Raw genomic sequence first — 22,458 nt, forward strand, 5'->3', positions numbered from 1 at the left:
GCTTCACGACGCCTCAAACGCCGGCGGGGCTGGGATGGTGCCCCGGAGCGGAACCCGTAGGCCCGGCCGTCCGCGGGGCCCCTCCGGGACGTCTCCTCGTCGTCGCGCCTGCGGGCGCGAGCCGAGGAGATACTCCGGCGGGGCAATGCCCCACCGCCAATCCCAGCCCCGCCGGCGTTTGAGGCGCGGGGTCCGGGGCGGAGCCCCGTGCAGCGGCGCCGCACGTCAGACGGCGGGAACGCAGCGGCCCTCCTCCGTGCGGTACTGCCACTTGGCTCCGTCCGCGACGAGCTCCTTCACCGCGCGGACGAAGCGCTCCACGTGCTCGTCCGGGGTGCCCGCGCCGAAGCTGACGCGGATCGCGTTCAGGGAGCGCTCCCCCGGGGCCGCCTCCGGGGCGCCGCATTCGCCCTGGGCCTGCGGCTCGCTGCCGAGGAGGGTGCGGACCAGCGGGTGGGCGCAGAACAGGCCGTCGCGGACGCCGATCCCGTACTCCGCGGACAGCGCGGCGGCGAAGTGGGAGCTGTTCCAGCCGTCCACGACGAAGGAGATGACGCCGACGCGCGGGGCCTCGTCTCCGAAGAGGGACAGGACGCGGACCGCCGGGACCTCCGCCAGGCCCTCGCGGACCTTCGCGATGAGGTGGCGCTCGCGGGCGACGAGGCTGTCGAAGCCCGCCTCGGTCAGGGCCTTGCAGGCCGAGGCGATGGAGTAGACGCCGATGACGTTCGGGGAGCCGGCCTCGTGGCGGGCGGCCGTGGTGTGCCACTCGACGTCGACGCCGCCGTCCTCGCGCCGGGCCACCTTGCGGGAGGCGCCGCCGCCCGCGAGGTACGGCTCGGCCTGCTGCAGCCAGTCCGCGCGGCCGGCGAGCACGCCCGAGCCGAAGGGCGCGTAGAGCTTGTGCCCGGAGAAGGCGACCCAGTCCACGTCCAGGTCCCGGACCGAGACGGGGTGGTGCGGGGCCAGCTGGGCGGCGTCCAGGACGATCCGCGCGCCGTGGGCGTGCGCGGCGGCGGCGAGTTCCTTCACCGGCCACAGTTCACCGGTGACGTTGGAGGCGCCCGTGACGCAGACCAGGGCCGGGCCCTTGGGGTCTCCCCAGCTCGAAGAGCTAGGGGATGGCTCGCGGTCGGCGAGGGCCCGCTCCAGGGTGGCGACGGCCTCGTCCGGGGTGCGCGGGGCGTTGAGGTAGGTGACCTGCGCGTTCGTCCAGGGCAGCAGCGAGGCGTGGTGCTCGGTCTCGAAGACGAACACCTGGCAGTCGGCGGGGAGCACGGCGGCGAGCAGGTTCAGCGAGTCGGTGGTGGACCGGGTGAAGATCACCTGGTCGGCGGGGCGGCAGTCGAGGAACTCGGCGACCGTGACCCTGCTCTGCTCGAAGAGGTCGGTGGAGAGCTGCGAGAGGTAACCGGCGCCGCGGTGCACGCTGCCGTAGTACGGGGCGTAGGCGGCCACGTCGTCCCAGACCCGCTGGAGCGCCGGGGCGCTGGCCGCGTAGTCCAGGGCCGCGTAGGTGACCTCGCCGCCGGTGACGAGCGGGACGGTGACGTCCCGGCCGAGCACCGGCAGCGGCTCGGCACAGGCGGGACCCTCGGCGGTCGCGACGGAGGCGGTGGCCACGGAGGCGGAGGCGGCGGCGGCGTTCAGGAATGCGGACATGGCGGTATCTCCCGGCAGGCAGGGCTGAATGGCTTCGGTGTGTCCGTACGCGGGTACGGCCGTGCGGCCGTCCTGGGGGTCCCCCCGGACGGAGTCTGGGGGAGGTACGGGAGAGCCCTCGGGCCCGACCTGACGGTCGGCGGGGGTACACGGAAGTGACCCTGATCCGAGGGGTGAAGTAGGGGCGGAGTCGCCCTATCGCATTCGCTTGCTCACGGAAAAAGCTCCTCGAGAAGACCAGGACCCCTGGTGTCGAGGGATCCGCGCTTGCCGTAGGCCTTGCTGCCTACGACCTGGTCATCACCCGGGGCACCCCGCCACGGAAGGAGGGTTGCCGGACAGCAAGCCGGGGCCTAAACGCTGTCACTCGTGACCTGGTCAGCATCCTGCCACATGATCCTCCGTGCGCAAGACCCCGGTCCGAATGGCGGACCGGGGCCTTGGCTCGAAACGATCGGCGGGCCGTCGGGGGCGGAGCCCCCGGCCCTCGCTACGCGTTGCTGGCCGCCACCCACCGCTCCAGCGCCGCACGTGCCGCACCCGAGTCGATGGACTCCGCCGCGCGGGTGATGCCGGCGGCGAGCTGCTCCTCCAGCGTGCCCGTACCGGGGTCCAGGGCCACCAGGGCCGCCGCCGAGTTCAGCAGCACGGCGTCGCGGACCGGGCCGGTCTCGCCGGCCAGCAGGCGGCGGGCCACGTCCGCGTTGTGCGCGGGGTCGCCGCCGGCCAGCGCCGAGACGTCGACCAGGTCGATGCCGATGTCGCGCGGGTCGAAGACCTGCTCCGCCACCTTGCCGTCCCGGACCCACCACACCCGCGAGGTCGCCGTCGTCGTCAGCTCGTCCAGGCCGTCGTCACCGCGGAAGACCAGCGCGGAGGAGCCCCGTTCGGCGAGCACGCCCGCGATGATCGGAGCCATCCGGGGGTCGGCCACGCCGGTCGCCTGGGCGCGCACCCGGGCCGGGTTGGTGAGCGGGCCCAGCGCGTTGAAGAAGGTCCGGATGCCCAGTTCCTTGCGGGCCGCCGCCACGTGCCGCAGCGCCGGGTGGAACTTCACCGCGAAGCAGAAGGTGATGCCGGCCTCCTCGGCGACCTCCACGACCCGCGCCAGGCTGAGGTTGAGGTTCACCCCGAGCTTCTCCAGGACGTCCGAGGAGCCGCTCGCCGAGGAGGCGGCCCGGTTCCCGTGCTTGACGACCTTGGCCCCGGTTCCGGCCACCACGACCGCCGACATCGTCGAGATGTTCACCGTCTTGGCCCCGTCGCCGCCCGTGCCGACGATGTCCACCGTCCGGCCCGGCACCTCGATCAGGTTGGCGTGCTCGTACATGGCCCGTACGAGGCCGTTGATCTCCGCGACCGTCTCCCCCTTCGCCCGCAGTGCGACGGTGAAGCCGGCGATCTGCGCGTCGGTGGCCTCCCCGCGCATGATCCGGTCCATGGCCCAGGCAGTGTCGTCGGCACGCAGGTCCTGGCCGGTCAGCAGAGCGTCGAGGACGCCCGGCCAGCCACGGGCCGCCACGCTGTCGCCGCCTGCCGGGGTCACAACGTTCATGGTCCGCTCCTGCTGGTCGTCAAGGTTTCCACGTCGAATGGGACGGGTTAAGCCTATCCAGCCCGGAAGACGGCAAAGAGCCCCGTCCAGACACTGGACGGGGCTCTCGCCGTGGCGACACCAGGACTGACCTGAAATCAGTCCCTCATTCGGTCGTGCAGGGGATCAGTGGTGGCCGTGGCCGGCCTGGATCTCCTTGTACTCCTCCGCCGTGGGCTTCGGAATCTGATTGTTCTCACCGTAGAAGCCCTGGCTGAGCTTCGCGCGCAGCTTCTCGGTGGCCTTCACCTTGCGCTCGACACCGTTCTCGTCGACCGTCGGGCCGATCTCGACCGGCTTGTACTGCTCGTGCGCGGTGAGCTTGTGCAGCTGGCCCGCCGGGAGCGGCTCGTGGACCTCGACGAACTCACCGTGCGGCAGACGCTTGATGATGCCGGTCTCGCGACCGTGCAGCACCTTGTCGTGGTCCCGGCGCTGGAGGCCGAGGCAGATCCGCTTGGTGACGATGAAGGCGAGGACCGGGACGACGAAGAAGCCGATCCGGACGAACCAGGTGATCGAGTTGATCGACAGGTGGAAGTACTGGGCGAACATGTCGTTGCCACCGCCGATGAGGAGCACGATGTACTCCGCGATCCAGGCGACACCGAAGGCCGTACGGGTCGGGACGTTGCGCGGGCGGTCCAGGATGTGGTGCTCGCGCTTGTCCCCGGTGACCCAGGACTCGATGAACGGCCAGACGGCGATCGCACCCAGCACCAGCGGGAAGAGCAGCAGCGGGATGAACACGCCCAGGACGAGCGTGTGGCCCCACAGGTTGATCTCCCAGCCGGGCATGGCACGGATCAGGCCTTCCGGCATACCCATGTACCAGTCGGGCTGCGCACCGGTGGACACGTGGTCCGGGCGGTACGGGCCGAGCGCCCAGATCGGGTTGATCGTGGCGATGGCCGCGACGGCCGCGATGACACCGAAGACCAGGAAGAAGAAGCCTCCGGCCTTGGCCATGTAGACCGGCAGCAGCGGCATGCCGACGACGTTCTTGTTCGTCTTGCCGGGACCCGCGAACTGGGTGTGCTTGTGGTAGAAGACCAGGATCAGGTGGGCCACGAGCAGGCCCATCATGATGCCGGGCAGCAGCAGGATGTGCACCGAGTAGAACCGCGCGACGAAGTCGCCGCCCGGGAACTCCCCGCCGAACAGGAACATCGACAGGTACGTGCCGACGACCGGGACGGACAGGATGGCGCCCTGCATGAAGCGGACACCGGTACCCGAGAGCAGGTCGTCCGGCAGCGAGTAACCGGTGAAGCCGGTGAACATGCCGAGGACCAGCAGCAGGAAGCCGAAGATCCAGTTGACCTCACGCGGCTTGCGGAACGCGCCGGTGAAGAAGACGCGCATCATGTGCACGACCATGGCCGCGACGAAGATCAGCGCCGCCCAGTGGTGGATCTGACGGATCAGCAGACCACCGCGGACGTCGAAGCTGATGTCGAGCGTCGAGGCGAAGGCCTCGGACATCATGACGCCCTGCATCGGCACGTACGAGCCGTGGTACACGACCTCGTTCATGCTCGGGTGGAAGAACAGCGTCAGGTACACACCCGTGAGGATGATGATGATGAAGCTGTAGAGGCAGATCTCACCCAGCATGAAGGACCAGTGGTCCGGGAAGATCTTGCGCATGTTGGCCTTGGCCAGACCGTAGATGCCCAGGCGGCCGTCCGCCCAGTCCGCTACGCGCTCGCCGGCCGGCGCTTTGCGCTCGTTGTTGTCGCTGGTGCTCATCCGCGCTCCCAGAATGCAGGACCGACGGGCTCTTCGAAGTCGCCGAGCGCTTCGAGGAAGCCTTCGTCATTCACGCCGATCCGCAGCTGCGGAAGCGCGTGACCGGCCGGGCCGAAGATGACACGGGCGCCGTCGGAGAGGTCGAAGGTGGACTGGTGGCACGGGCAGAGCACGTGGTGCGTCTGCTGCTCGTACAGGCTGATCGGGCAGCCGACGTGGGTGCAGATCTTGGAGTAGGCCACGATCCCCTCGTGGGACCACTCCAGCTCCTGCTTGTCCTTGATGTCCTCCGGCTGGATACGGACGATCATCAGGGCGGCCTTGGCGATCTGGACCTGGAAGTCGTGCTGCTCCTCCTCCAGGCCTTCCGGCCTGACGAAGGTCAGCGACCCGACGAGCACGTCCTCGGGACGCAGCGGCTCGTTCGTGTTGTCGTTGATGAGCAGCTTGCCCTTGGCCCACACGGTCTTGCGCAGCTTCTGCTCGGGCAGCGGGCCCAGGTCGCGCATGATCATGACGGCGGAGAGCGGCAGCATGGCCAGCGCACCGAGCATCGTGTTGCGGATCAGGGGCCGGCGGCCGATGCCGGACTCGCTCGCGCCGTCGCGGAAGTCCTGCAGGACCTGAGCCTTGACCTCCGGCGGAGCGGCGATCTCGTGGCGCTCGGCGGCGACCTCCACGTCGGACATCAGGGTGCGGGCCCAGTGGACCGCGCCCGCGCCGATGCAGAAGAGCGCCGTGCCCAGCGTCATGCCCAGGGCGAAGTTGAGCGCGCTCACCTTCCCGATGGGGAAGATGTAGACGATCTTTCCGACCGGGAAGATCACGTAGGACGCGATGAAGCCGATCGTGGCCAGCATCGACAGCGTGAACAGCATCGCGACGGTGCGCTCGGAGCGCTTCGCCGCCCGCTCGTCGATGTCCTGGATACGCGGCTTGTGGACCGGAAGGCCCGGGTCGGCGAACGGGTCGTCCGCGACCGCTACGGCACCGTGGTGCGCGTCGCCCTGCTCGCTCGGCAGGTGCTTCTCTTCGGGAATCTCTTGGCTACTCATGACTTCTTGGCCTTAGCGGTGTGGGCCGCGACCCAGACGGCGACAGCGATCAGCGCACCCAGGGCGAAGATCCAGCCGAACAGACCCTCGGAGACGGGGCCGAGGCCACCGAGCTTCAGGCCGCCAGGGCTGACCGACTTCTCGCCGTTCACGTTCTGGAGGTACGCGATGATGTCCTTCTTCTGCTGCTCCGGCATGGTCTGGTCCGGGAAGGAGGGCATGTTCTGCGGGCCGGTCTGCATGGCCTCGTAGATGTGCTTCGGGTCGACACCCTCAAGGTTGGGGGCGTACTTGCCGTTCGTCAGCGCGCCGCCCTCACCGGTGAAGTTGTGGCACTGCGCGCAGTTGTTGCGGAACAGCTCACCACCCCTGGCGATGTCGGCACCTGCCGGGTCGTACTGCTTTGCGGTCGGCGTGATCGGACCGGCGCCGAGGGACGCGATGTACGCCGCCAGCTGGTCGATCTGCGCCTGGGTGTAGATGACGGGCTTCTTCGGCACCTGGGCGCCGGGCTGCTGGGCGGGCATGCGGCCCGTGCTCACCTGGAAGTCGACGGCCGCGGAGCCGACGCCGACCAGGCTCGGGCCGTCAGAGGAACCCTGACCGCCGGTTCCGTGGCAGCTTGCGCAACCCACGGCGTAGAGCTTCTTGCCCTCCTCGATGGCGAGGGACTGGGCGGTTTCATCGGCCTGCGCCTTGCCCGCGGGAGCAAAGGCGGCGTAAAGCCCCCCAGTGGCCGCCAGCGCGAGGAGTAGAACGACGACCGCCGCCAGCGGATGGCGTCGTCGTGCGGAGAGCTTTTTCACGGATTACCCCGGTGTCAGGATCTTCTGCGTCGGTGTGTCTGGATGGAGTGCCGGGTCTTGCCCGGTGACGTGTTCGCTACTTGATCAGGTAGATCGTGGCGAAGAGGCCGATCCAGACGACATCGACGAAGTGCCAGTAGTAGGACACGACGATGGCCGACGTGGCCTGTTCGTGGGTGAACCTCTTGGCCGCGTACGTCCGGCCGAGGACCAGCAGGAAGGCGATGAGGCCGCCCGTCACGTGCAGACCGTGGAACCCGGTGGTCAGGTAGAAGACCGAGCCGTACGGACCGGACGAGAGGCTCATGCCCTCGTGCTTGACCAGCTCGGTGTACTCGAACACCTGGCCGCCAATGAAGATCGCACCCATGACGAACGTGATGATGAACCACGTCCGGAGCTTCTTCACGTCACCGCGCTCGGCTGCGAATACGCCGAGCTGGCAGGTGAGCGAGGAAAGCACCAGGATCGTCGTGTTCGTCGCCGAGAAGGGCAGATTCAAGGCCGAAGCCTGTTCTGCCCAGTACTCGGGGCCTGTCACGGATCGCAGGGTGAAGTACATCGCGAAGAGGGCCGCGAAGAACATCAGCTCGGAACTCAACCAGATGATGGTTCCGACGCTGACGAGGTTCGGCCGGTTGACCGTCGGGTGCGCGTGCCCGGTATCTACTGTCGTTGCTGTCGCCACGACCGACATTATGTCGGTCGCTTATCCCGCCCTCACCCCGGGGGGTGCCGTTCGGAGTGTCAGCGGCGTGTGCAAGGCCCGAACGGCCCATCAGATGACCTCGGTGGGATGTCCCGTGCACATGTCCGAACCGATGTTGACAGCGCATCGGGAGGAGTAGCATCCCGCGCAACATCAACGTGATTCACGGGACACGTGGAGGAACGAAATGCGGGCGACTGCGCGGGTTCTGGTCTACAGCGACGACGCGGGCACCCGGGAGCAGGTGCGGCTGGCGGCCGGACGCCGGCCCGCCGCGGACCTGCCGCCGGTGGAGTTCGTGGAGTGCGCGACGCTGCCGGCGGTCCTGACGGAGCTGGACGCGGGCGGCATCGACGCGTGCGTGCTCGACGGCGAGGCGGTTCCGGCCGGTGGCATGGGCGTGTGCCGGCAGATCAAGGACGAGATCTTCCGGTGTCCGCCGGTGCTGCTGCTGATGGGACGCCCCCAGGACGCCTGGCTGGCCACGTGGAGCCGCGCGGACGCCGCCGTGACCCTTCCGGTGGACCCGGTGGAGTTCGCGGACGCCCTGGCGGGCGTTCTGCGCTCCCGGCTCTCCTCCTCGGCGGCCTGACGGAGCGCCTGCGGGCCCACGGCTTCCCCGCGGGCCCGCAGCGCGCTTCCCGTCACACGGTGGGCCGGAGGCGGGCCTGGTCCATCGGGGTGCGGCCTTCCTGGGTGCCCTTGAGGAGGGCGCTGCCCTGGCGCCAGTCCTTCCAGTCCATGTTCCAGTCGCCGAAGCCGTTGCCGAAGATGTCCATGTCCTCGCCGATGCTGTTGACCACCTGGACGATGTCGCCCTCGGTGATGTTCTCGTAGAACCAGGCGGCGTTGCCCGTGCTCATGCCGGTGCAGCCGTGGCTGACGTTCTCGTAGCCCTGGGAGCCGACGGACCACGGTGCGGCGTGGACGTATTCACCACTCCAGGTGACGCGGGTGGCGTAGTAGACGGGCAGGTTGTAGTACTCGCTGCCGCCGATGCCGACGGTGTCGCCGCGCATCTGGACGAAGTACTGCTTGCCGAGGACCACCTTGACCCCGTTGCGGGTGGAGAAGCCGGGCTTCCCGGTGGTCACCGGGATGGTGTTGATCACTTCTCCGTTGCGCTTGAACGTCAGGTAGTGCGAGGAGGCGTCGGTGGTGACCTCGACCCGGTCCCCGATCTCCAGCTTCAGCGGCTTGGACGCGACCCCGTGGAGCTCGTCGGTGACCCTGATGCCCTCCAGGTTGCTCCGTACGGAGACCGTGGAGTGGGCGGGCCAGTAGTCCTTCGGGCGGTAGTGCAGTTTCTTGTCGTCCACCCAGTGCCAGGCGCCCTCGACTCCGGCCGGGGCGTCGACGATCAGGCCCCGTTCCACGATCGCGCGGGCGGCCTTGTCCTTGACGGGCTCGCTGAGCTCGGCGGTGAGGGGCTGTCCGACGCCGTACTTGCCCTCGTCCGGGCCGAATTCGACCTTCAGGACCCCTTTCGACGGGGTCGTGTTGAAGGTGAGCGTGCGCTGCCCCGGGGCGCCCCGCTCGTCCTCGGTGCTCACGGTGACCGTGTAGCGGACTCCCGAGGCCATCGGGACCGTACTGTGCCAGCGGTCGCCGTTGGCGCTCAGCTCGCCCGCCAGGCGGCGGCCGTGGGTGTCCACGGCCAGCACGTCAGTGATCCGGCCGCCGCCGGCCTTGGCGGTGATCTCGAGGGGTTTGTCGGGGTCCACGGGGCGGCTGCCGGCGCTCTGGTTGGAGGCGACCTGATCGCCCGCGTCGTACGGGCGGGCGGACAGCGGGTTCTTGTCGCCGGACCCGCATGCGGTGGCGCCGGCCCCGAGGGACGCGACCAGCAGGGAGCAGCTGAGTACCGTCCAAAGACGCGGTGAGTGCTTCATGGGGCCAACGCTATGAAGATATGACAATTACGGCGCGCGGGGTGACTGCAAACGAGGGGCCCGGACTCCTCCGAAGAGGTGTCCGGGCCCCAAGTGCTCGCGCGGCACGCCGCGCGCAGGTGCTGCCTACTGGTTCGCGTTCTCACCGCGGTAGTACTCGTACACCCAGCCCCACAGGCCGATCACGATGATCGGGGCCGAGAAGTACATGAGCCACCAGCCGAAGATGACGCCCATGAAGGCGAGCGCGCCACCGATGGCCAGCGAGAGCGGCTGCCAGCTGTGCGGGGAGAAGAACCCCAGCTCGCCGGCCTCGTCGGCGACGTCGGCCTCCAGGTTGTCCTGGGCCATCTCGTCGACGCGCTTGGCCGTGAAGGCCAGGTAGTAGCCGATCATGACGCTCAGGCCGAAGGCCAGGAAGAGCGCGGTGGTACCGACGGGCTCCTTCGACCACACGCCGTACACGACGGCCATGATCAGGATGAAGAAGGAGAGCCAGAGGAACATCTTGCCCTGGATCTTCACTTGCCGGCCTCCTTGCCACCGGTGACGGCCTGGGCCGCGACGCTGTGGTCCTCGAGGTGGTCGAGGGCCGCGATCTCCGGGTGGTGCAGGTCGAAGGCCGGGGACTCGGAGCGGATCCGCGGCAGGGTGAGGAAGTTGTGCCGCGGCGGCGGGCAGGAGGTCGCCCACTCGAGCGAACGGCCGTAACCCCACGGGTCGTCGACCTCGACCTTCTTGCCGTACTTGGCCGTCTTCCAGACGTTGTACATGAAGGGAAGCATCGACATGCCGAGCAGGAACGAGCTGATCGTGGAGATCGTGTTCAGCGTGGTGAAGCCGTCGGCCGCGAGGTAGTCCGCGTAACGACGCGGCATGCCCTCGGCGCCCAGCCAGTGCTGCACCAGGAACGTGCCGTGGAAGCCGATGAACAGCGTCCAGAAGGTGATCTTGCCGAGGCGCTCGTCCAGCATCTTGCCCGTGAACTTCGGCCACCAGAAGTGGAAGCCGGCGAACATCGCGAAGACCACGGTGCCGAAGACGACGTAGTGGAAGTGCGCGACGACGAAGTACGAGTCGGAGACGTGGAAGTCCATCGGGGGCGAGGCCAGGATGACGCCGGTCAGACCACCGAAGGTGAAGGTGACCAGGAAGCCGATCGTCCAGAGCATCGGGGTCTCGAAGGACAGCGAGCCCTTCCACATGGTGCCGATCCAGTTGAAGAACTTCACACCGGTCGGTACCGCGATCAGGAAGGTCATGAAGGAGAAGAACGGCAGCAGCACACCGCCGGTGACGTACATGTGGTGGGCCCACACGGTCACCGAGAGGCCGGCGATCGCGATCGTCGCGGCGATCAGGCCGATGTAACCGAACATCGGCTTGCGCGAGAAGACCGGAATGATCTCGGAGACGATTCCGAAGAATGGCAACGCGATGATGTACACCTCTGGATGTCCGAAGAACCAGAAGAGGTGTTGCCACAGCAATGCGCCGCCGTTCGCGGCATCGAACACATGCGAACCGAACTTGCGGTCGGCCTCCAGCGCGAAGAGCGCGGCGGCCAGCACCGGGAAGGCGAGCAGGACCAGGACACCGGTCAGCAGCACGTTCCAGGTGAAGATCGGCATGCGGAACATCGTCATGCCGGGTGCGCGCATGCAGATGATCGTGGTGATGAAGTTGACCGAGCCGAGGATCGTGCCGAAGCCCGAGAAGGCCAGACCCATGATCCACATGTCGGCGCCGATGCCCGGCGAGCGGACCGCGTCCGACAGCGGGGAGTAGGCGAACCAGCCGAAGTCGGCGGCGCCGTTCGGCGTCACGAAGCCGGCCACCGCGATGGTCGAGCCGAAGAGGTACAGCCAGTAGGCGAACATGTTCAGCCGCGGGAACGCCACGTCGGGCGCGCCGATCTGCAGCGGCATGATCCAGTTCGCGAAGCCCGCGAACAGCGGGGTGGCGAACATCAGCAGCATGATCGTGCCATGCATGGTGAACGCCTGGTTGAACTGCTCGTTCGACATGATCTGCGTACCCGGACGGGCCAGCTCGGCGCGCATGAAGAGCGCCAGGACTCCGCCGATGATGAAGAACACGAACGACGTCAGCAGGTACATCGTGCCGATGGTCTTGTGGTCGGTGGTGGTGAGCCACTTCACGACCACGTTGCCCGGCTGCTTGCGCCGTACCGGCAGCTCGTTCTCGTACGAGTCAGCTGCGGCGGCACCCTGGGATTCGTTGAGGATGCTCACAGTTTGTTCACTTCCGCATTCCGGGCCGGGTCGGTCTGCTGGATGCCGGCGGGCAGGAAGCCGGTCTGGCCCTTCTCGGCCAGCTCCTTCAGGTACGCCTGGTACTTCTCGGGCGAGACCACCTTGACGTTGAAGAGCATCCGGGAGTGGTCGACGCCGCAGAGCTCGGCGCACTTGCCCATGAAGGTGCCCTCTTGGCTCGGGGTGACCTCGAAGACGTTGGTGTGGCCCGGGATGACGTCCTGCTTGAACAGGAAGGGGACCACCCAGAAGGAGTGGATGACGTCGTTGGACGACAGGATGAAGCGGACCTTCTCGCCCTTGGGCAGGACCAGGGTCGGACCCGGGTTGCCCGTCTGGGGGTTCTTGTCGCCCGGGACGCCCTTCTCGTAGACGCCCTCGGCGCCCTCCGGGAAGGCCTTGGTGAAGCGGTCCGGGATCGAGGCGAGCTCCTTGGGAACCTCGCCCTTCTTCGGGGTCGCCCCGTCGCCGTCGACGTTCTCCACGTAGTTGAAGCCCCAGCTCCACTGGAAGCCGATCACGTTGATCGTGTGCGCCGGCTTCGAGAGGGCGAGCAGCTTCGACTCGTCACGCGCGGTGAAGTAGAAGAGCACCGAGACGATGATGAGCGGGACCACGGTGTACAGCGCCTCGATGGGCATGTTGTACCGGGTCTGAGGGGGGACCTCCACCTTCGTCCGGCTGCGCCGGTGGAAGATGACGCTCCAGATGATCAGGCCCCAGACCAGGATGCCCGTGACGAGCGCGGCCGCCCAGGAGCCCTGCCACAGGGAGAGGATGCGCGGCGCCTCCTCGGTGACCGGCGTCGGCATTCCGAGGCGGGGGAAGCTTTTCCAGTTATACGAGCAACCAGTGGCGGTCGCCAGGACCGCGCCCGCAGTCAGCGCCTGCAGCAGCTTCCGCCGCATCGGGCGCCGCGGCGAGCGGTCGGAGCCGTAGGGACTCACGTAGCGCCTTCCCGAGAGTCTCGGCCCGCGCGGCCGGCCGCGGCCGTGTTCGGGTCGGTCGCCGGCCCTGACGCAGGCAGGGGTTTGGATGTTTATGCGGACCAAACCCTACTGGACGCTATTTGGGGTCGCGCGGGGAGGGTGCCCAACGCGCCGCTACAGCCCCCGAAGGGATGGATCCGCCGTCCGGGGGACGGCGGATGCGGCCCTGAATGGCGGACTCCGGAGCACAACTGACGCCCCCTGACCTCGAACGCTCCCGGACTCGCCGCCTTGCCTTACGGTGGCCGGATGCCGTACTTCGACAGCGCGTCCGCCGCCCCCCTGCACCCCGTGGCCCGGCAGGCGTTGCAGGCCTCCCTGGACGAGGGCTGGGCCGATCCGGCCAGGCTGTACCGGGAGGGCAGGCGCGCCCGGCTGTTGCTGGACGCGGCGCGGGAGGCCGCGGCGGAATCGGTGGGATGCCGCCCCGACGAGCTCGTGTTCACTCCTTCGGGGACGCACGCGGTTCACACGGGGGTGGCGGGGGTCCTCGCGGGGCGGCGGCGCGTCGGAGGCCATCTGGCCGTGTCCGCGGTCGAACACAGTTCTGTACTCCACGCGGCGGCGGCGCACGAGGCGCACGGCGGGACGGTGACCGAGGTCCCGGTGGACCGGTCGGGCGCGGTGACCGCGGCCGGGTACGCGGAGTCGCTGCTCCCGACGACCGCCCTCGCCTGCCTGCAGTCGGCCAATCACGAGGTGGGCACCGTCCAGCCGGTGGCGGAGGTGGCCGAGGTCTGCGCGGCGGCCGGGGTGCCGTTGCTGGTGGACGCGGCGCAGTCGCTGGGCTGGGGTCCGGTGGAGGGAGCCTGGTCGGTCCTGGCCGCGAGCGCCCACAAGTGGGGCGGCCCGCCCGGGGTCGGCCTGCTGGCGGTCCGCAAGGGCGTCCGGTTCGCCCCCCAACACCCCTCCGACGAGCGGGAGTCGGGGCGCTCCCCCGGGTTCGCGAACCTCCCCGCGATCGTGGCGGCCGCGGCGTCCCTGCGGGCCGTACGGGCCGAGGCGGACGCGGAGGCGGCCCGGCTTCGGACCCTGGTGGACCGGATCCGGCGGCGGGTGGTGCGGCTGGTCCCGGACGTGGAGGTGGTCGGCGACGCGGACCGGAGGCTGCCGCACCTCGTCACCTTCTCCTGCCTGTACGTCGACGGGGAGACGCTTCTGCACGAGCTGGACCGGGCGGGCTTCTCGGTCTCCTCGGGCTCCTCGTGCACGAGCTCCACCCTGACCCCCAGTCACGTGCTGCGGGCGATGGGCGTGCTGTCGGAGGGCAACGTACGGGTGTCCCTGCCGCCGGGGACCACGGCGGAGGAGGTCAACGCGTTCCTGGAGGTGCTGCCGGGTGCGGTGGCGGGCGTACGGGAGCGGCTCGGCGTGTCGGAGCCGCCGGCGGTGCAGCCGGTGGCGGACTTCCTGGAGCTCGACGCGCTCGGTCTGCGGTGCCCGCAGCCGGTGATCGAACTGGCCCGGGCGATCTTCCGGGTTCCGGTGGGCGGCACGGTCACGGTCGTCTCCGACGACGAGGTGGCCCGGCTGGACATTCCGGCGTGGTGCGCGATGCGGGGCCACGAGTACGTGGGGGAAACCCCCCGCGACACCGGCTCCGCCTACACGGTCCGCCGCCTGCTCTGAGCGCTGCCCGAGGCACGGCCTTTGAAGGCCACCGCCGACAAACCCGGTCCCGCCGGCCAACCCAGCCCCGCCGGCGTTTGAGGAGCGGGGTTCAGGGCGGAGCCCTGGGTCTTTCAGCCCCGCGGTGTCCGAGGCACGGCCTTGAAGGCCACCGCCGGCCAATCCAGCCCCTCCGGCGTTTGAGGAGCGGGGTGCGGGGCGGAGCCCCGGTCATTCAGCCTCGCCGGCGTTTGAGGCGCGGGCGCGGAGCGCCGTGAGGGGTCTGGGCCGGAGCCCCGGCGGCGGCGCCGCACCCGGCATCGGGCAGGACCACCGGGCTCCGCCGGCGCACCGGGCTCCGCCCGGACCTCCCCCAGACTTCGTCCGGGGGGACCCCCACTCAAACGCCGGCGAGGCTGATTTTGCCGGCGGCGCCTCGCGTGGGCTCGGCGCCGCCGGGCGGGTCAGGAGAGGTGGGCGCGGACCTCCGCCGCGGCCTCTTCGCCGTAGGCCTTCGTGAAGCGCTCCATGAAGTGGGCCCGGGCCAGGGTGTACTCCTGGGTGCCGAGCGTCTCGATGACCAGCGTCGCGAGCATGCAGCCCAGCTGCGCGGCCCGCTCCAGGCCCACACCCCAGGCCAGCCCCGTGAGGAACCCGGCGCGGAACGCGTCGCCGACACCCGTCGGGTCGACCTTCGCGGTCTCCTCCGGGCAGCCGACCACGATCGGTGCCTCGCCGACCCGCTCGATCCTGACGCCGTTGGAGCCCAGCGTGGTCACGCGCGTGCCGACCTTCGCCAGGATCTCCGCGTCGGTCCAGCCCGACTTCGACTCGATGAGGCCCTTCTCGTACTCGTTCGAGAAGAGGAACGTCGCGCCCTCCATCAGGGTGCGGATGTTGTCGCCGTCCATCCGGGCGATCTGCTGCGAGAAGTCGGCGGCGAAGGGGATCCCCCGCGTCCGGCACTCCTCCGTGTGGCGCAGCATCGCCTCGGGGTCGTCCGCGCCGATCAGGACCAGGTCCAGCCCGCCGACCCGGTCGGCCACGGACTTCAGCTCGATCAGGCGGGCCTCGCTCATCGCGCCCGTGTAGAAGGAGCCGATCTGGTTGTGGTCGGCGTCCGTGGTGCACACGAAGCGCGCGGTGTGCAGCACCTCGGAGATCCGGACGGACTCGGTGTCGACGCCGTGCCGGTCCAGCCAGGCGCGGTACTCGTCGAAGTCGGAGCCGGCGGCTCCGACCAGGATCGGGCGGCTGCCGAGCTGCCCCATGCCGAAGCAGATGTTCGGGCCGACGCCGCCCCGTCGCACGTCGAGGTTGTCGACGAGGAAGGAGAGGGAGACCGTGTGCAGCTGGTCGGCGACCAGCTGGTCGGCGAAACGGCCGGGGAAGGTCATGAGGTGGTCGGTGGCGATGGAGCCGGTGACTGCAATGCGCACGGCGTGGACGCTCCTGCTGAGGACGGCGAGGGACAGTCAAAACTACCCGGTGAGCGACCTCAGGCCGAACCCCAGAAACTACCCCTTAGTAGCTCTTTCTTCGCGAGAGCCCCGATGCCTACGGTGCCTTCATGACCTATACCGATGGTTACGGCTACGGCGAGTACACCGCGGACAAGCGCGGCACGGAAGCCCCCCGGCAGCCCGGCCTCGCCCGGCTGCTGGGCGACTGCGCCCGGATGGCCCCGCACTGGGCGGTCCCGGCGGACCCCCGGCCGGCCCGGGTGGCGCCCTCCCAGATCCACGGCATCAGCGTCCCGTCGGCCTCGGCGCGGCTGATCGCCTCCACCGCGGCGTACGGGGACCAGTAGGAGGGCGGGGAACCGGTTGCGGCCCTGTTCCGTCACACCCGCATCAGACACGGCGGGACCGGTGAAGGAGCGATGCGGTGACCAGCGAACAACCCGACACATCACGCGGCGGCACACGACGGCGGCCCGCTTGGGCCGTCGGCTCGATCGCGGCCGCGGTGCTGCTCGCGGGCGGCGGCACCGCGTACTGGGCGTCCACCGCCCACGGCGACGGCGGGCCGGGCCACCGTACGGGTGACAGCGCGGCCTCGGCGCCCCGTGACGCGGGAGACCCCCCGGGGCCGGGCATCGCGCCCGGTGAGCCCGATCCGTCCGGCGAGGGGGTCGTCTACCGGGCCGACGTGAAGCTCCCGGAGGGGCCGGCCTCCACGCCCGCCTTCGCCGCGTCGGGCGAGGTCACCTCGGCAGAGGTGGCCCGGCTCGCCGCGGCCCTCGGCATTGCGGGCGAGCCGCGGCTGGCCGGGGACGTATGGCTGGCCGGGGAGGCCGCCGACGGCTCCGGTCCCCGGCTCACGGTGAGCCGTACGGCTCCGGGGACCTGGAACTTCGCCCGCTTCCAGGCACCGGCCAACGGCACCGGGGACGACTGCGCCCGCGGCAAGGACACCTGTGGCCCCGCGACCGTCCCGCAGGACGGCGGCGCGGTCGCGGGCGCGGACAAGCCCGCCTCCTCGGCCAAGCCGGTGTCCGAGGAGGCCGCCAAGGCCGCCGCGGCCCCCGTGCTGGCCGCCGCGGGGCTGGACGGGGCGAAGCTCGACGCCCGGCTCGCCCAGGGTTCGGTGCGGGTCGTCAGCGCCGATCCGGTGCTCGGCGGGCTGCCCACGCAGGGCTGGTCCACGAAGGTGAGCGTGGCCGGCGACGGCTCGGTGGTGGGCGGCAGCGGCGAGCTGAAGGCCCCCGTACGGGCGGCCGAGCAGCCGGTGGTCGGGGCCGTGGAGGCGCTGGCCAAGCTGAACGCGAAGTCGGGCGGCCGGGAGGGCGTCGCACCCGACCCCAGCGGCTGCGCCACCGCGGTCCCGCTGGCGCCGGACGCCCCGGTGACGGCCACCGACACGGTGCCGTGCAACCCGGAGCCGCGGCCCATGAAGCCCCCGCGGACGGAGACGGTCCAGGGCGCGGTGCTCGGGCTGGCTCCGGGCACGGTGAACGGCTCGCGGGGCCTGGTCCCGGCCTGGCTCTTCGAGGTGGCGGGCCGCGGCGGCGCGCCCGCCCACACGGTGGCCCAGCCGGCCTCCGCCGAGGAGAGCACCCCGGGCCCGAAGGACGGTCGTACCGTGCCCGGATTCTCGTACGCGGAGGCCGACCGGAAGCTGACCGTGAACTTCTGGGGCAGCGTGTGCAGCACCTACGCCCTGGAGGTGCGGGAGTCGGCCGAGTCGGTCCTGGTGAAGATCACGGACACCCCGAACAAGCCGGGTCAGGCCTGCATCATGCTTGCGGAGGAGAAGTCCCTGACGGCCACGCTGCAGCAGCCGCTGGGCGACCGGAAGGTGCTCGACGCGACGACGGGCAAGGCGCTCCCCCGGCAGTAGGAGCGGGCGCCCGGCCCCCGGGCATGCGGCGAGGGCCCGCCTCCGGTCGATGCGACCGGAGGCGGGCCCTCGTCGTGGGGATGCGCTGAGCGTCCAGGCTTAGCTGAACGAGTCGCCGCAGGCGCAGGAGCCCGTGGCGTTCGGGTTGTCGATCGTGAAGCCCTGCTTCTCGATGGTGTCGACGAAGTCGATGGACGCGCCGTGGAGGTACGGGGAGCTCATCCGGTCCGTGACGACCTTCACACCGTCGAAGTCCTTCACGACGTCGCCGTCGAGGGAGCGCTCGTCGAAGAAGAGCTGGTAGCGCAGGCCGGAGCAGCCACCGGGCTGGACGGCGACGCGCAGCGCCAGGTCATCGCGGCCTTCCTGCTCCAGCAGGGTCCTGACCTTTTCGGCGGCGGCGTCGGACAGGAGGATGCCGTCGCTCACGGTGGTCTTGTCGTCCTGTACGGACATCTGCATTCACTCCCGAAGTGGGCGGCTCCCCGCCGGAGACGGGGAAACGTCGGACTCTTGCCGTCGGTGGCAACGAGCGGGACCGCGGATTCATTCCGGGACCCGACGCTTGTTTCAGATATTCCATGCTCGCACACCGCGCGCGGGGCGGGCCGACGGATCGAGGGCTGATGCGTCACATTGACACTATCGGCATCGTCAAACTGACGTGAAGCGGTTATGATAGATAACGTCAAGTAGACGAGAAGTCGAAGCGATGATCCAGAAGTCCCTTGTCGCAGAACAGAAAGGGTGCGTGTCGTGACCACCGCCCAGCCGTTGGACGTCCAGCCGACGCCCCTTGCCCTGCTGCTGCTCGGCCGCGAGGCCGACCCCAAGAGCGAGCGCGGGGTGGAGTGCCCCGGCGACCTGCCCTCGCCCTCGGACCCGAACCTCGTGGAGCGTGCCCGCGCGGCCAAGGAGAAGCTGGGGGACAAGGTCTTCATCCTCGGCCACCACTACCAGCGTGACGAGGTCATCGAGTTCGCCGACGTCACCGGCGACTCCTTCAAGCTGGCCAAGGACGCGGCCGCCAAGCCGGAGGCCGAGTACATCGTCTTCTGCGGCGTGCACTTCATGGCCGAGTCCGCGGACATCCTGACCTCGGACGACCAGAAGGTGGTCCTGCCGGACCTGGCCGCCGGCTGCTCGATGGCCGACATGGCCACCGCCGAGCAGGTCGCGGAGTGCTGGGACGTGCTGACCGAGGCCGGCATCGCCGGTGCGACGGTTCCCGTCTCGTACATGAACTCCTCCGCCGACATCAAGGCCTTCACCGGCAAGCACGGCGGCACGATCTGCACCTCGTCGAACGCGAAGAAGGCCCTGGAGTGGGCCTTCGAGCAGGGCGAGAAGGTGCTCTTCCTCCCGGACCAGCACCTGGGCCGCAACACCGCCGTCCGCGACATGGGCATGTCCCTGGACGACTGCGTGCTCTACAACCCGCACAAGCCGAACGGCGGCCTGACCGCCGAGCAGCTGCGGAACGCCAAGATGATCCTGTGGCGCGGGCACTGCTCGGTCCACGGCCGGTTCTCGGTCGACTCGGTCAACGACGTCCGCGCCCGCATCCCCGGCGTGAACGTCCTGGTCCACCCCGAGTGCAAGCACGAGGTCGTGGCGGCCGCGGACTACGTCGGCTCGACGGAGTACATCATCAAGGCGCTGGAGGCGGCCCCGGCCGGCTCCAAGTGGGCCATCGGCACCGAGCTGAACCTGGTCCGCCGCCTGGCGAATCGATTCGCCGCGGAGGACAAGGAGGTCGTCTTCCTCGACAAGACGGTCTGCTTCTGCTCGACGATGAACCGCATCGACCTGCCGCACCTGGTGTGGACCCTGGAGTCCCTGGCCGAGGGCACCCTCGTCAACCAGATCCAGGTCGACAAGGAGACGGAGAGCTTCGCGAAGCTCGCCCTGGAGCGCATGCTGGCGCTCCCGTAGCCGTCCGGCAATCGATCGACGAAAGGGGCACCCCACGGGTGCCCCTTTCGTTTAACCTCCCCGGTACTGAGGGGAGTTGATCGCAATGACGCGTTACTTCGAGGTCCTGGCCGACGCGGGCGCCGACGCCGACGCACAGCAGCAGGAGGAGGCCCGCGCCGAGCTGGTCGCGGCGCTGGAGGAACTGGGAGTGGACGAGGTCCGCTCCGCGGAGCTGCCCGCCGCGCCCGGCACCAAGTCCGGCGCCCTGACCACCACCGAGATCGTGGTGGCCGCCGGCCCGCCGCTGATCGCCGCCGTGGTCGCGGCCTTCGAGTCCTGGGTGCAGTGGGCCTCCTCGCGGCAGGTCCGCGTACGGCTCGGGGAGAACGAGTTCGAGGCCGGCCGGCTGACCGCCGAGGAGCGGCAGCGGCTGATCGACCACTTCATCGCCCACACCGCCTCCCCGGCCCGGGAGCCGCACGATGACGGTGCGTGAAGCGCTCGTCATCGGCACCTCCGCCTACGAGGACAGCCGCCTCGCCCGGCTCCGCTCGCCCGGGCTCGACGCCATGGAGCTGTCCGGGGTGCTCAGCGATCCGGACGTCGGCGGGTACGCCGTCCGCCCGGTCATCGACCAGCCCGCGCACATCGTGCGGCGCGAGATCGAGCGCTTCTTCATCCACCGCAAGCCGAACGACCAGCTGCTGCTCTACCTGTCCTGCCACGGCATCAAGGACTCCAAGCTCCAGCTGCACTTCGCCGCCGCCGACACCGACCGCGATCTGCTCGACTCGACCTCCGTCGCGGCCTCGTTCGTCAACGGCCAGCTGATCCGCTGCGCGTCGCGCAAGGTCCTGGTGCTGCTCGACTGCTGCTACAGCGGGGCCTTCCGGCCGGGCGGCGCGAAGTCGGCGGACACGTCCGTGCACCTGCTGGAGGAGTTCAAGGACACCGGGGTGGCGGTGATCACGGCCACGGACGCGCTCCAGCCGGCCTGGGAGGGCGACGGCCCTGCCACCGGGAACGGGGAGGGACAGCTCTCCGTGTTCACCGCGGCGGCCGTCGAAGGGCTGCGTTCCGGGCGAGCCGACCGCGACGGCGACGGCTGGATCTCGGTCGACGACCTCTACGGCCACGTCCGCGAGGAGATGCTGACCCGCGACGCCCGCCAGAACCCGCTGCGCTGGATCCTCGGCGGCCAGGGCGACCTCAAGATCGCCCGCCGGGCCACCGCCGGTTCGGCGCCGCAGCCGCTCCCCCGGCCGCTGCCCGCCCTGGGCAGCCCGGCCGTGGAGATCCTGGCCGGCATCTCCTCGGCGGCCACGCCCCTGAAGCGGACCCTGGGTCCCGTCCCCCGGCGGGTCCTGCTCAGCGACCCGCACGGCACCCCGTACAGCAGCACGGACACGCGGGAGATCGTCGCCGCCCTGCCGGCGGGGCGCGGCCACGCGGCGCTCGGGGTCGGGCTCGTCCGCGACCTCGTCGCCGACCAGTACGGGCGTTCGCAGGACGGCACCGTGACCGCGGTGGTGCTCTTCGACGCGCTGGTACGGGCACTCCAGCCCGCGCTCGCCCGGGGAACGCACCCGACCGTGCTGAACCACACCGTCTCGGCGCTCCTCGGCCTGGCGCGGGAGACGCTCCTCCTCGCGGGCGGCCGCCCGGGGAACTCCGGCGAGGCCGAGGTCCTGCGGGCCGTCGCGCCCGAGGCACCGGAGCAGGCCGATCCCGAGCTCACGTCGAGCGTGGTCAGGGCCGTGCTCGGCGCCGGCCCCGAAAATCTCGTCACCATCGAGCCGTCCGCCGGCTTCGGCATCACCAGCCGGGTCTCCGCCGCCTGCGTGCTGCGGGACGGCCACCTCTCCCCGTACCTCGCCACCGACGAGCTGACGGGGCTGGTCGTCCTGCGGGACGCAGCGGTGCTGGTCAGCGAAGTGCCGATCTCCTCGGCGGACGACGGCCGGGCCGCGGTCGAGATGCAGGACCGGCGGCCGCTGGTCCTGGTCGCCCCCTCGTTCGGCGAGGACGCGCTGGCCGTCCTCGCGGAGCACAGCCTCACGGGCGGGCCGCCCTGCATGGCCGTCCCCCTGCCCGCCTCGTCCGCCGGCTGGCGCGAGACCCAGTGCAAGATCCTCTCCCTCTTCACCACCGCCTCCGTCTTCACCCGGACGACGGAGATACGGACGCTCGGGACGTCGTTCTTCGGCAGCGCCCGGCGGGTGATCGCCACCGACCGGACCGTGGCGCTGGTCGACGGAGGCGGGGCCGCCGACCGCTACGCCGCCCATGTCCAGCGCTTCCGGGACCCCCTCCGCGGGGACTGGCCCCCCGAGACCGTGGACCGGTTCGTGCTGGCCGGCACCGTCTGCGACCTCTTCGTCGGCGGTACGGACGAAGGTGCCGTCCGGGAGCGCAGGGCGCTCGTACGGAGGGCCGTGCGCCGCGGGCAGGCCGCGCTGTCCGGCGGCGTGCTGCCCGGCGAGGCCGCAGCGCTGGCGGCGCTGGCGCACTGGACGGCCCCGGTGGACGGCGCGGAGCAGGACGGGGTCGGCGCGGCCCTGCGGGAGGCGTTCTCCCAGCCGCTGTGGGCCCTGGCCGAGAACCACGGGGATCCGGATCCGGGCGCGGTGATCGCCCGGATCCGTTCCGATTGGCCGGAGGTCACCTACGAGGCGCTGCGCACCCGGGTCGTCCCGGCCGAGGAGGCCGGGGTCTGGGTCCCCGCCGCGTACACGAGCGTGATGCTGGAAGCCGTCGAGAGCGCCGTGACCGCGTACCTGTCGCTGGTCTAGGTCGCTCTGCGAGCGGGCGGGGGGGCCGGACAGCGCGAAGGGGCGCCCCGCCGTTGCGGGACGC

General features: G+C 70.1%; 19 protein-coding genes and 1 riboswitch. Of the genes, 7 read left to right on the forward strand and 12 right to left on the reverse strand.

Features of this window, described 5'->3' with window-relative positions:
• Positions 1–225: 225 nt before the first annotated feature.
• The 6 genes from OG472_RS14775 to OG472_RS14800 form a co-directional block, all read right to left on the reverse strand.
• Complete coding sequence (locus tag OG472_RS14775) at positions 226–1,662, reverse strand: aminotransferase class V-fold PLP-dependent enzyme (RefSeq protein ID WP_405941522.1); 1,437 nt, start codon at positions 1,660–1,662, stop codon at positions 226–228.
• Between the two features lie 258 nt (positions 1,663–1,920).
• Positions 1,921–2,037, reverse strand: a riboswitch (SAM riboswitch).
• Positions 2,038–2,152: 115 nt separating this feature from the next.
• Positions 2,153–3,217: an anthranilate phosphoribosyltransferase gene (gene trpD, locus OG472_RS14780; RefSeq protein ID WP_383575175.1), complete on the reverse strand. Its 1,065-nt coding sequence runs from the start codon at positions 3,215–3,217 to the stop codon at positions 2,153–2,155.
• Between the two features lie 165 nt (positions 3,218–3,382).
• Positions 3,383–5,008 carry a cytochrome bc complex cytochrome b subunit gene (locus tag OG472_RS14785; RefSeq protein WP_401601323.1) on the reverse strand — a complete coding sequence of 542 codons (1,626 nt, stop codon included), beginning with the start codon at positions 5,006–5,008 and terminating at the stop codon, positions 3,383–3,385.
• Entirely contained in the window at positions 5,005–6,063 is a 1,059-nt protein-coding gene (locus OG472_RS14790; RefSeq protein ID WP_383575171.1) for a Rieske 2Fe-2S domain-containing protein, read from the reverse strand. Before OG472_RS14790 ends, OG472_RS14785 begins: the two co-directional genes overlap by 4 nt.
• Positions 6,060–6,869: a c-type cytochrome gene (locus OG472_RS14795; protein ID WP_361758332.1), complete on the reverse strand. Its 810-nt coding sequence runs from the start codon at positions 6,867–6,869 to the stop codon at positions 6,060–6,062. Before OG472_RS14795 ends, OG472_RS14790 begins: the two co-directional genes overlap by 4 nt.
• A gap of 76 nt (positions 6,870–6,945) precedes the next feature.
• Positions 6,946–7,566, reverse strand: a complete 621-nt coding sequence (locus OG472_RS14800) for a heme-copper oxidase subunit III (protein WP_401601326.1) — start codon at positions 7,564–7,566, stop codon at positions 6,946–6,948.
• 199 nt (positions 7,567–7,765) lie between these two features.
• On the opposite strand from OG472_RS14800, the gene OG472_RS14805 reads away from it, so the two are divergent.
• Positions 7,766–8,170, forward strand: a complete 405-nt coding sequence (locus OG472_RS14805; protein ID WP_319721033.1) for a hypothetical protein — start codon at positions 7,766–7,768, stop codon at positions 8,168–8,170.
• 52 nt (positions 8,171–8,222) lie between these two features.
• Here OG472_RS14805 and OG472_RS14810 read toward each other — a convergent pair whose 3' ends face one another.
• The 4 genes from OG472_RS14810 to coxB form a co-directional block, all read right to left on the reverse strand.
• Positions 8,223–9,470, reverse strand: a complete 1,248-nt coding sequence (locus OG472_RS14810) for an Ig-like domain-containing protein (protein ID WP_401601329.1) — start codon at positions 9,468–9,470, stop codon at positions 8,223–8,225.
• 126 nt (positions 9,471–9,596) lie between these two features.
• Positions 9,597–9,995 carry a cytochrome c oxidase subunit 4 gene (locus tag OG472_RS14815; RefSeq protein ID WP_376620148.1) on the reverse strand — a complete coding sequence of 133 codons (399 nt, stop codon included), beginning with the start codon at positions 9,993–9,995 and terminating at the stop codon, positions 9,597–9,599.
• Positions 9,992–11,725, reverse strand: coding sequence for a cytochrome c oxidase subunit I (gene ctaD / locus OG472_RS14820; RefSeq protein ID WP_401601332.1), 1,734 nt, complete (start codon positions 11,723–11,725; stop codon positions 9,992–9,994). Before ctaD ends, OG472_RS14815 begins: the two co-directional genes overlap by 4 nt.
• On the reverse strand, positions 11,722–12,693 hold the full coding sequence (gene coxB / locus OG472_RS14825) for a cytochrome c oxidase subunit II (protein ID WP_383575164.1): 972 nt from the start codon (positions 12,691–12,693) through the stop codon (positions 11,722–11,724). The genes ctaD and coxB overlap by 4 nt, the downstream gene beginning before the upstream one ends.
• A gap of 291 nt (positions 12,694–12,984) precedes the next feature.
• Between coxB and OG472_RS14830 the strand changes: the two genes are divergently transcribed.
• The gene (locus tag OG472_RS14830; RefSeq protein WP_405941523.1) at positions 12,985–14,364 is read left to right on the forward strand and encodes a cysteine desulfurase/sulfurtransferase TusA family protein; all 1,380 of its coding nucleotides are present in this window, start codon (positions 12,985–12,987) and stop codon (positions 14,362–14,364) included.
• Positions 14,365–14,807: 443 nt separating this feature from the next.
• On the opposite strand, the gene OG472_RS14835 is transcribed toward OG472_RS14830, so the two are convergent.
• Complete coding sequence (locus OG472_RS14835) at positions 14,808–15,782, reverse strand: carbohydrate kinase family protein (RefSeq protein ID WP_401601339.1); 975 nt, start codon at positions 15,780–15,782, stop codon at positions 14,808–14,810.
• A gap of 131 nt (positions 15,783–15,913) precedes the next feature.
• On the opposite strand from OG472_RS14835, the gene OG472_RS14840 reads away from it, so the two are divergent.
• Positions 15,914–16,153, forward strand: a complete 240-nt coding sequence (locus tag OG472_RS14840; RefSeq protein WP_383575158.1) for a hypothetical protein — start codon at positions 15,914–15,916, stop codon at positions 16,151–16,153.
• A 77-nt stretch (positions 16,154–16,230) separates the two neighbouring features.
• Positions 16,231–17,685, forward strand: a complete 1,455-nt coding sequence (locus tag OG472_RS14845; RefSeq protein ID WP_405941524.1) for a hypothetical protein — start codon at positions 16,231–16,233, stop codon at positions 17,683–17,685.
• A gap of 99 nt (positions 17,686–17,784) precedes the next feature.
• Here the strand turns inward: OG472_RS14845 and erpA are convergent, their stop codons facing one another.
• On the reverse strand, positions 17,785–18,141 hold the full coding sequence (gene erpA, locus OG472_RS14850) for an iron-sulfur cluster insertion protein ErpA (RefSeq protein ID WP_030010511.1): 357 nt from the start codon (positions 18,139–18,141) through the stop codon (positions 17,785–17,787).
• A gap of 291 nt (positions 18,142–18,432) precedes the next feature.
• Between erpA and nadA the strand changes: the two genes are divergently transcribed.
• The 3 genes from nadA (at position 18,433) to OG472_RS14865 (ending at position 22,394) form a co-directional block, all read left to right on the forward strand.
• Entirely contained in the window at positions 18,433–19,620 is a 1,188-nt protein-coding gene (gene nadA, locus OG472_RS14855; protein ID WP_319721042.1) for a quinolinate synthase NadA, read from the forward strand.
• An 85-nt stretch (positions 19,621–19,705) separates the two neighbouring features.
• Positions 19,706–20,098: a hypothetical protein gene (locus OG472_RS14860; RefSeq protein WP_405941525.1), complete on the forward strand. Its 393-nt coding sequence runs from the start codon at positions 19,706–19,708 to the stop codon at positions 20,096–20,098.
• Positions 20,085–22,394: a caspase, EACC1-associated type gene (locus OG472_RS14865; protein ID WP_405941526.1), complete on the forward strand. Its 2,310-nt coding sequence runs from the start codon at positions 20,085–20,087 to the stop codon at positions 22,392–22,394. Before OG472_RS14860 ends, OG472_RS14865 begins: the two co-directional genes overlap by 14 nt.
• The last annotated feature ends 64 nt before the right edge of the window (positions 22,395–22,458 follow it).

The sequence above is a fragment of the Streptomyces sp. NBC_00207 genome (genome assembly GCF_045160965.1).
In the GTDB taxonomy this organism is placed as follows: Bacteria; Actinomycetota; Actinomycetes; order Streptomycetales; family Streptomycetaceae; genus Streptomyces.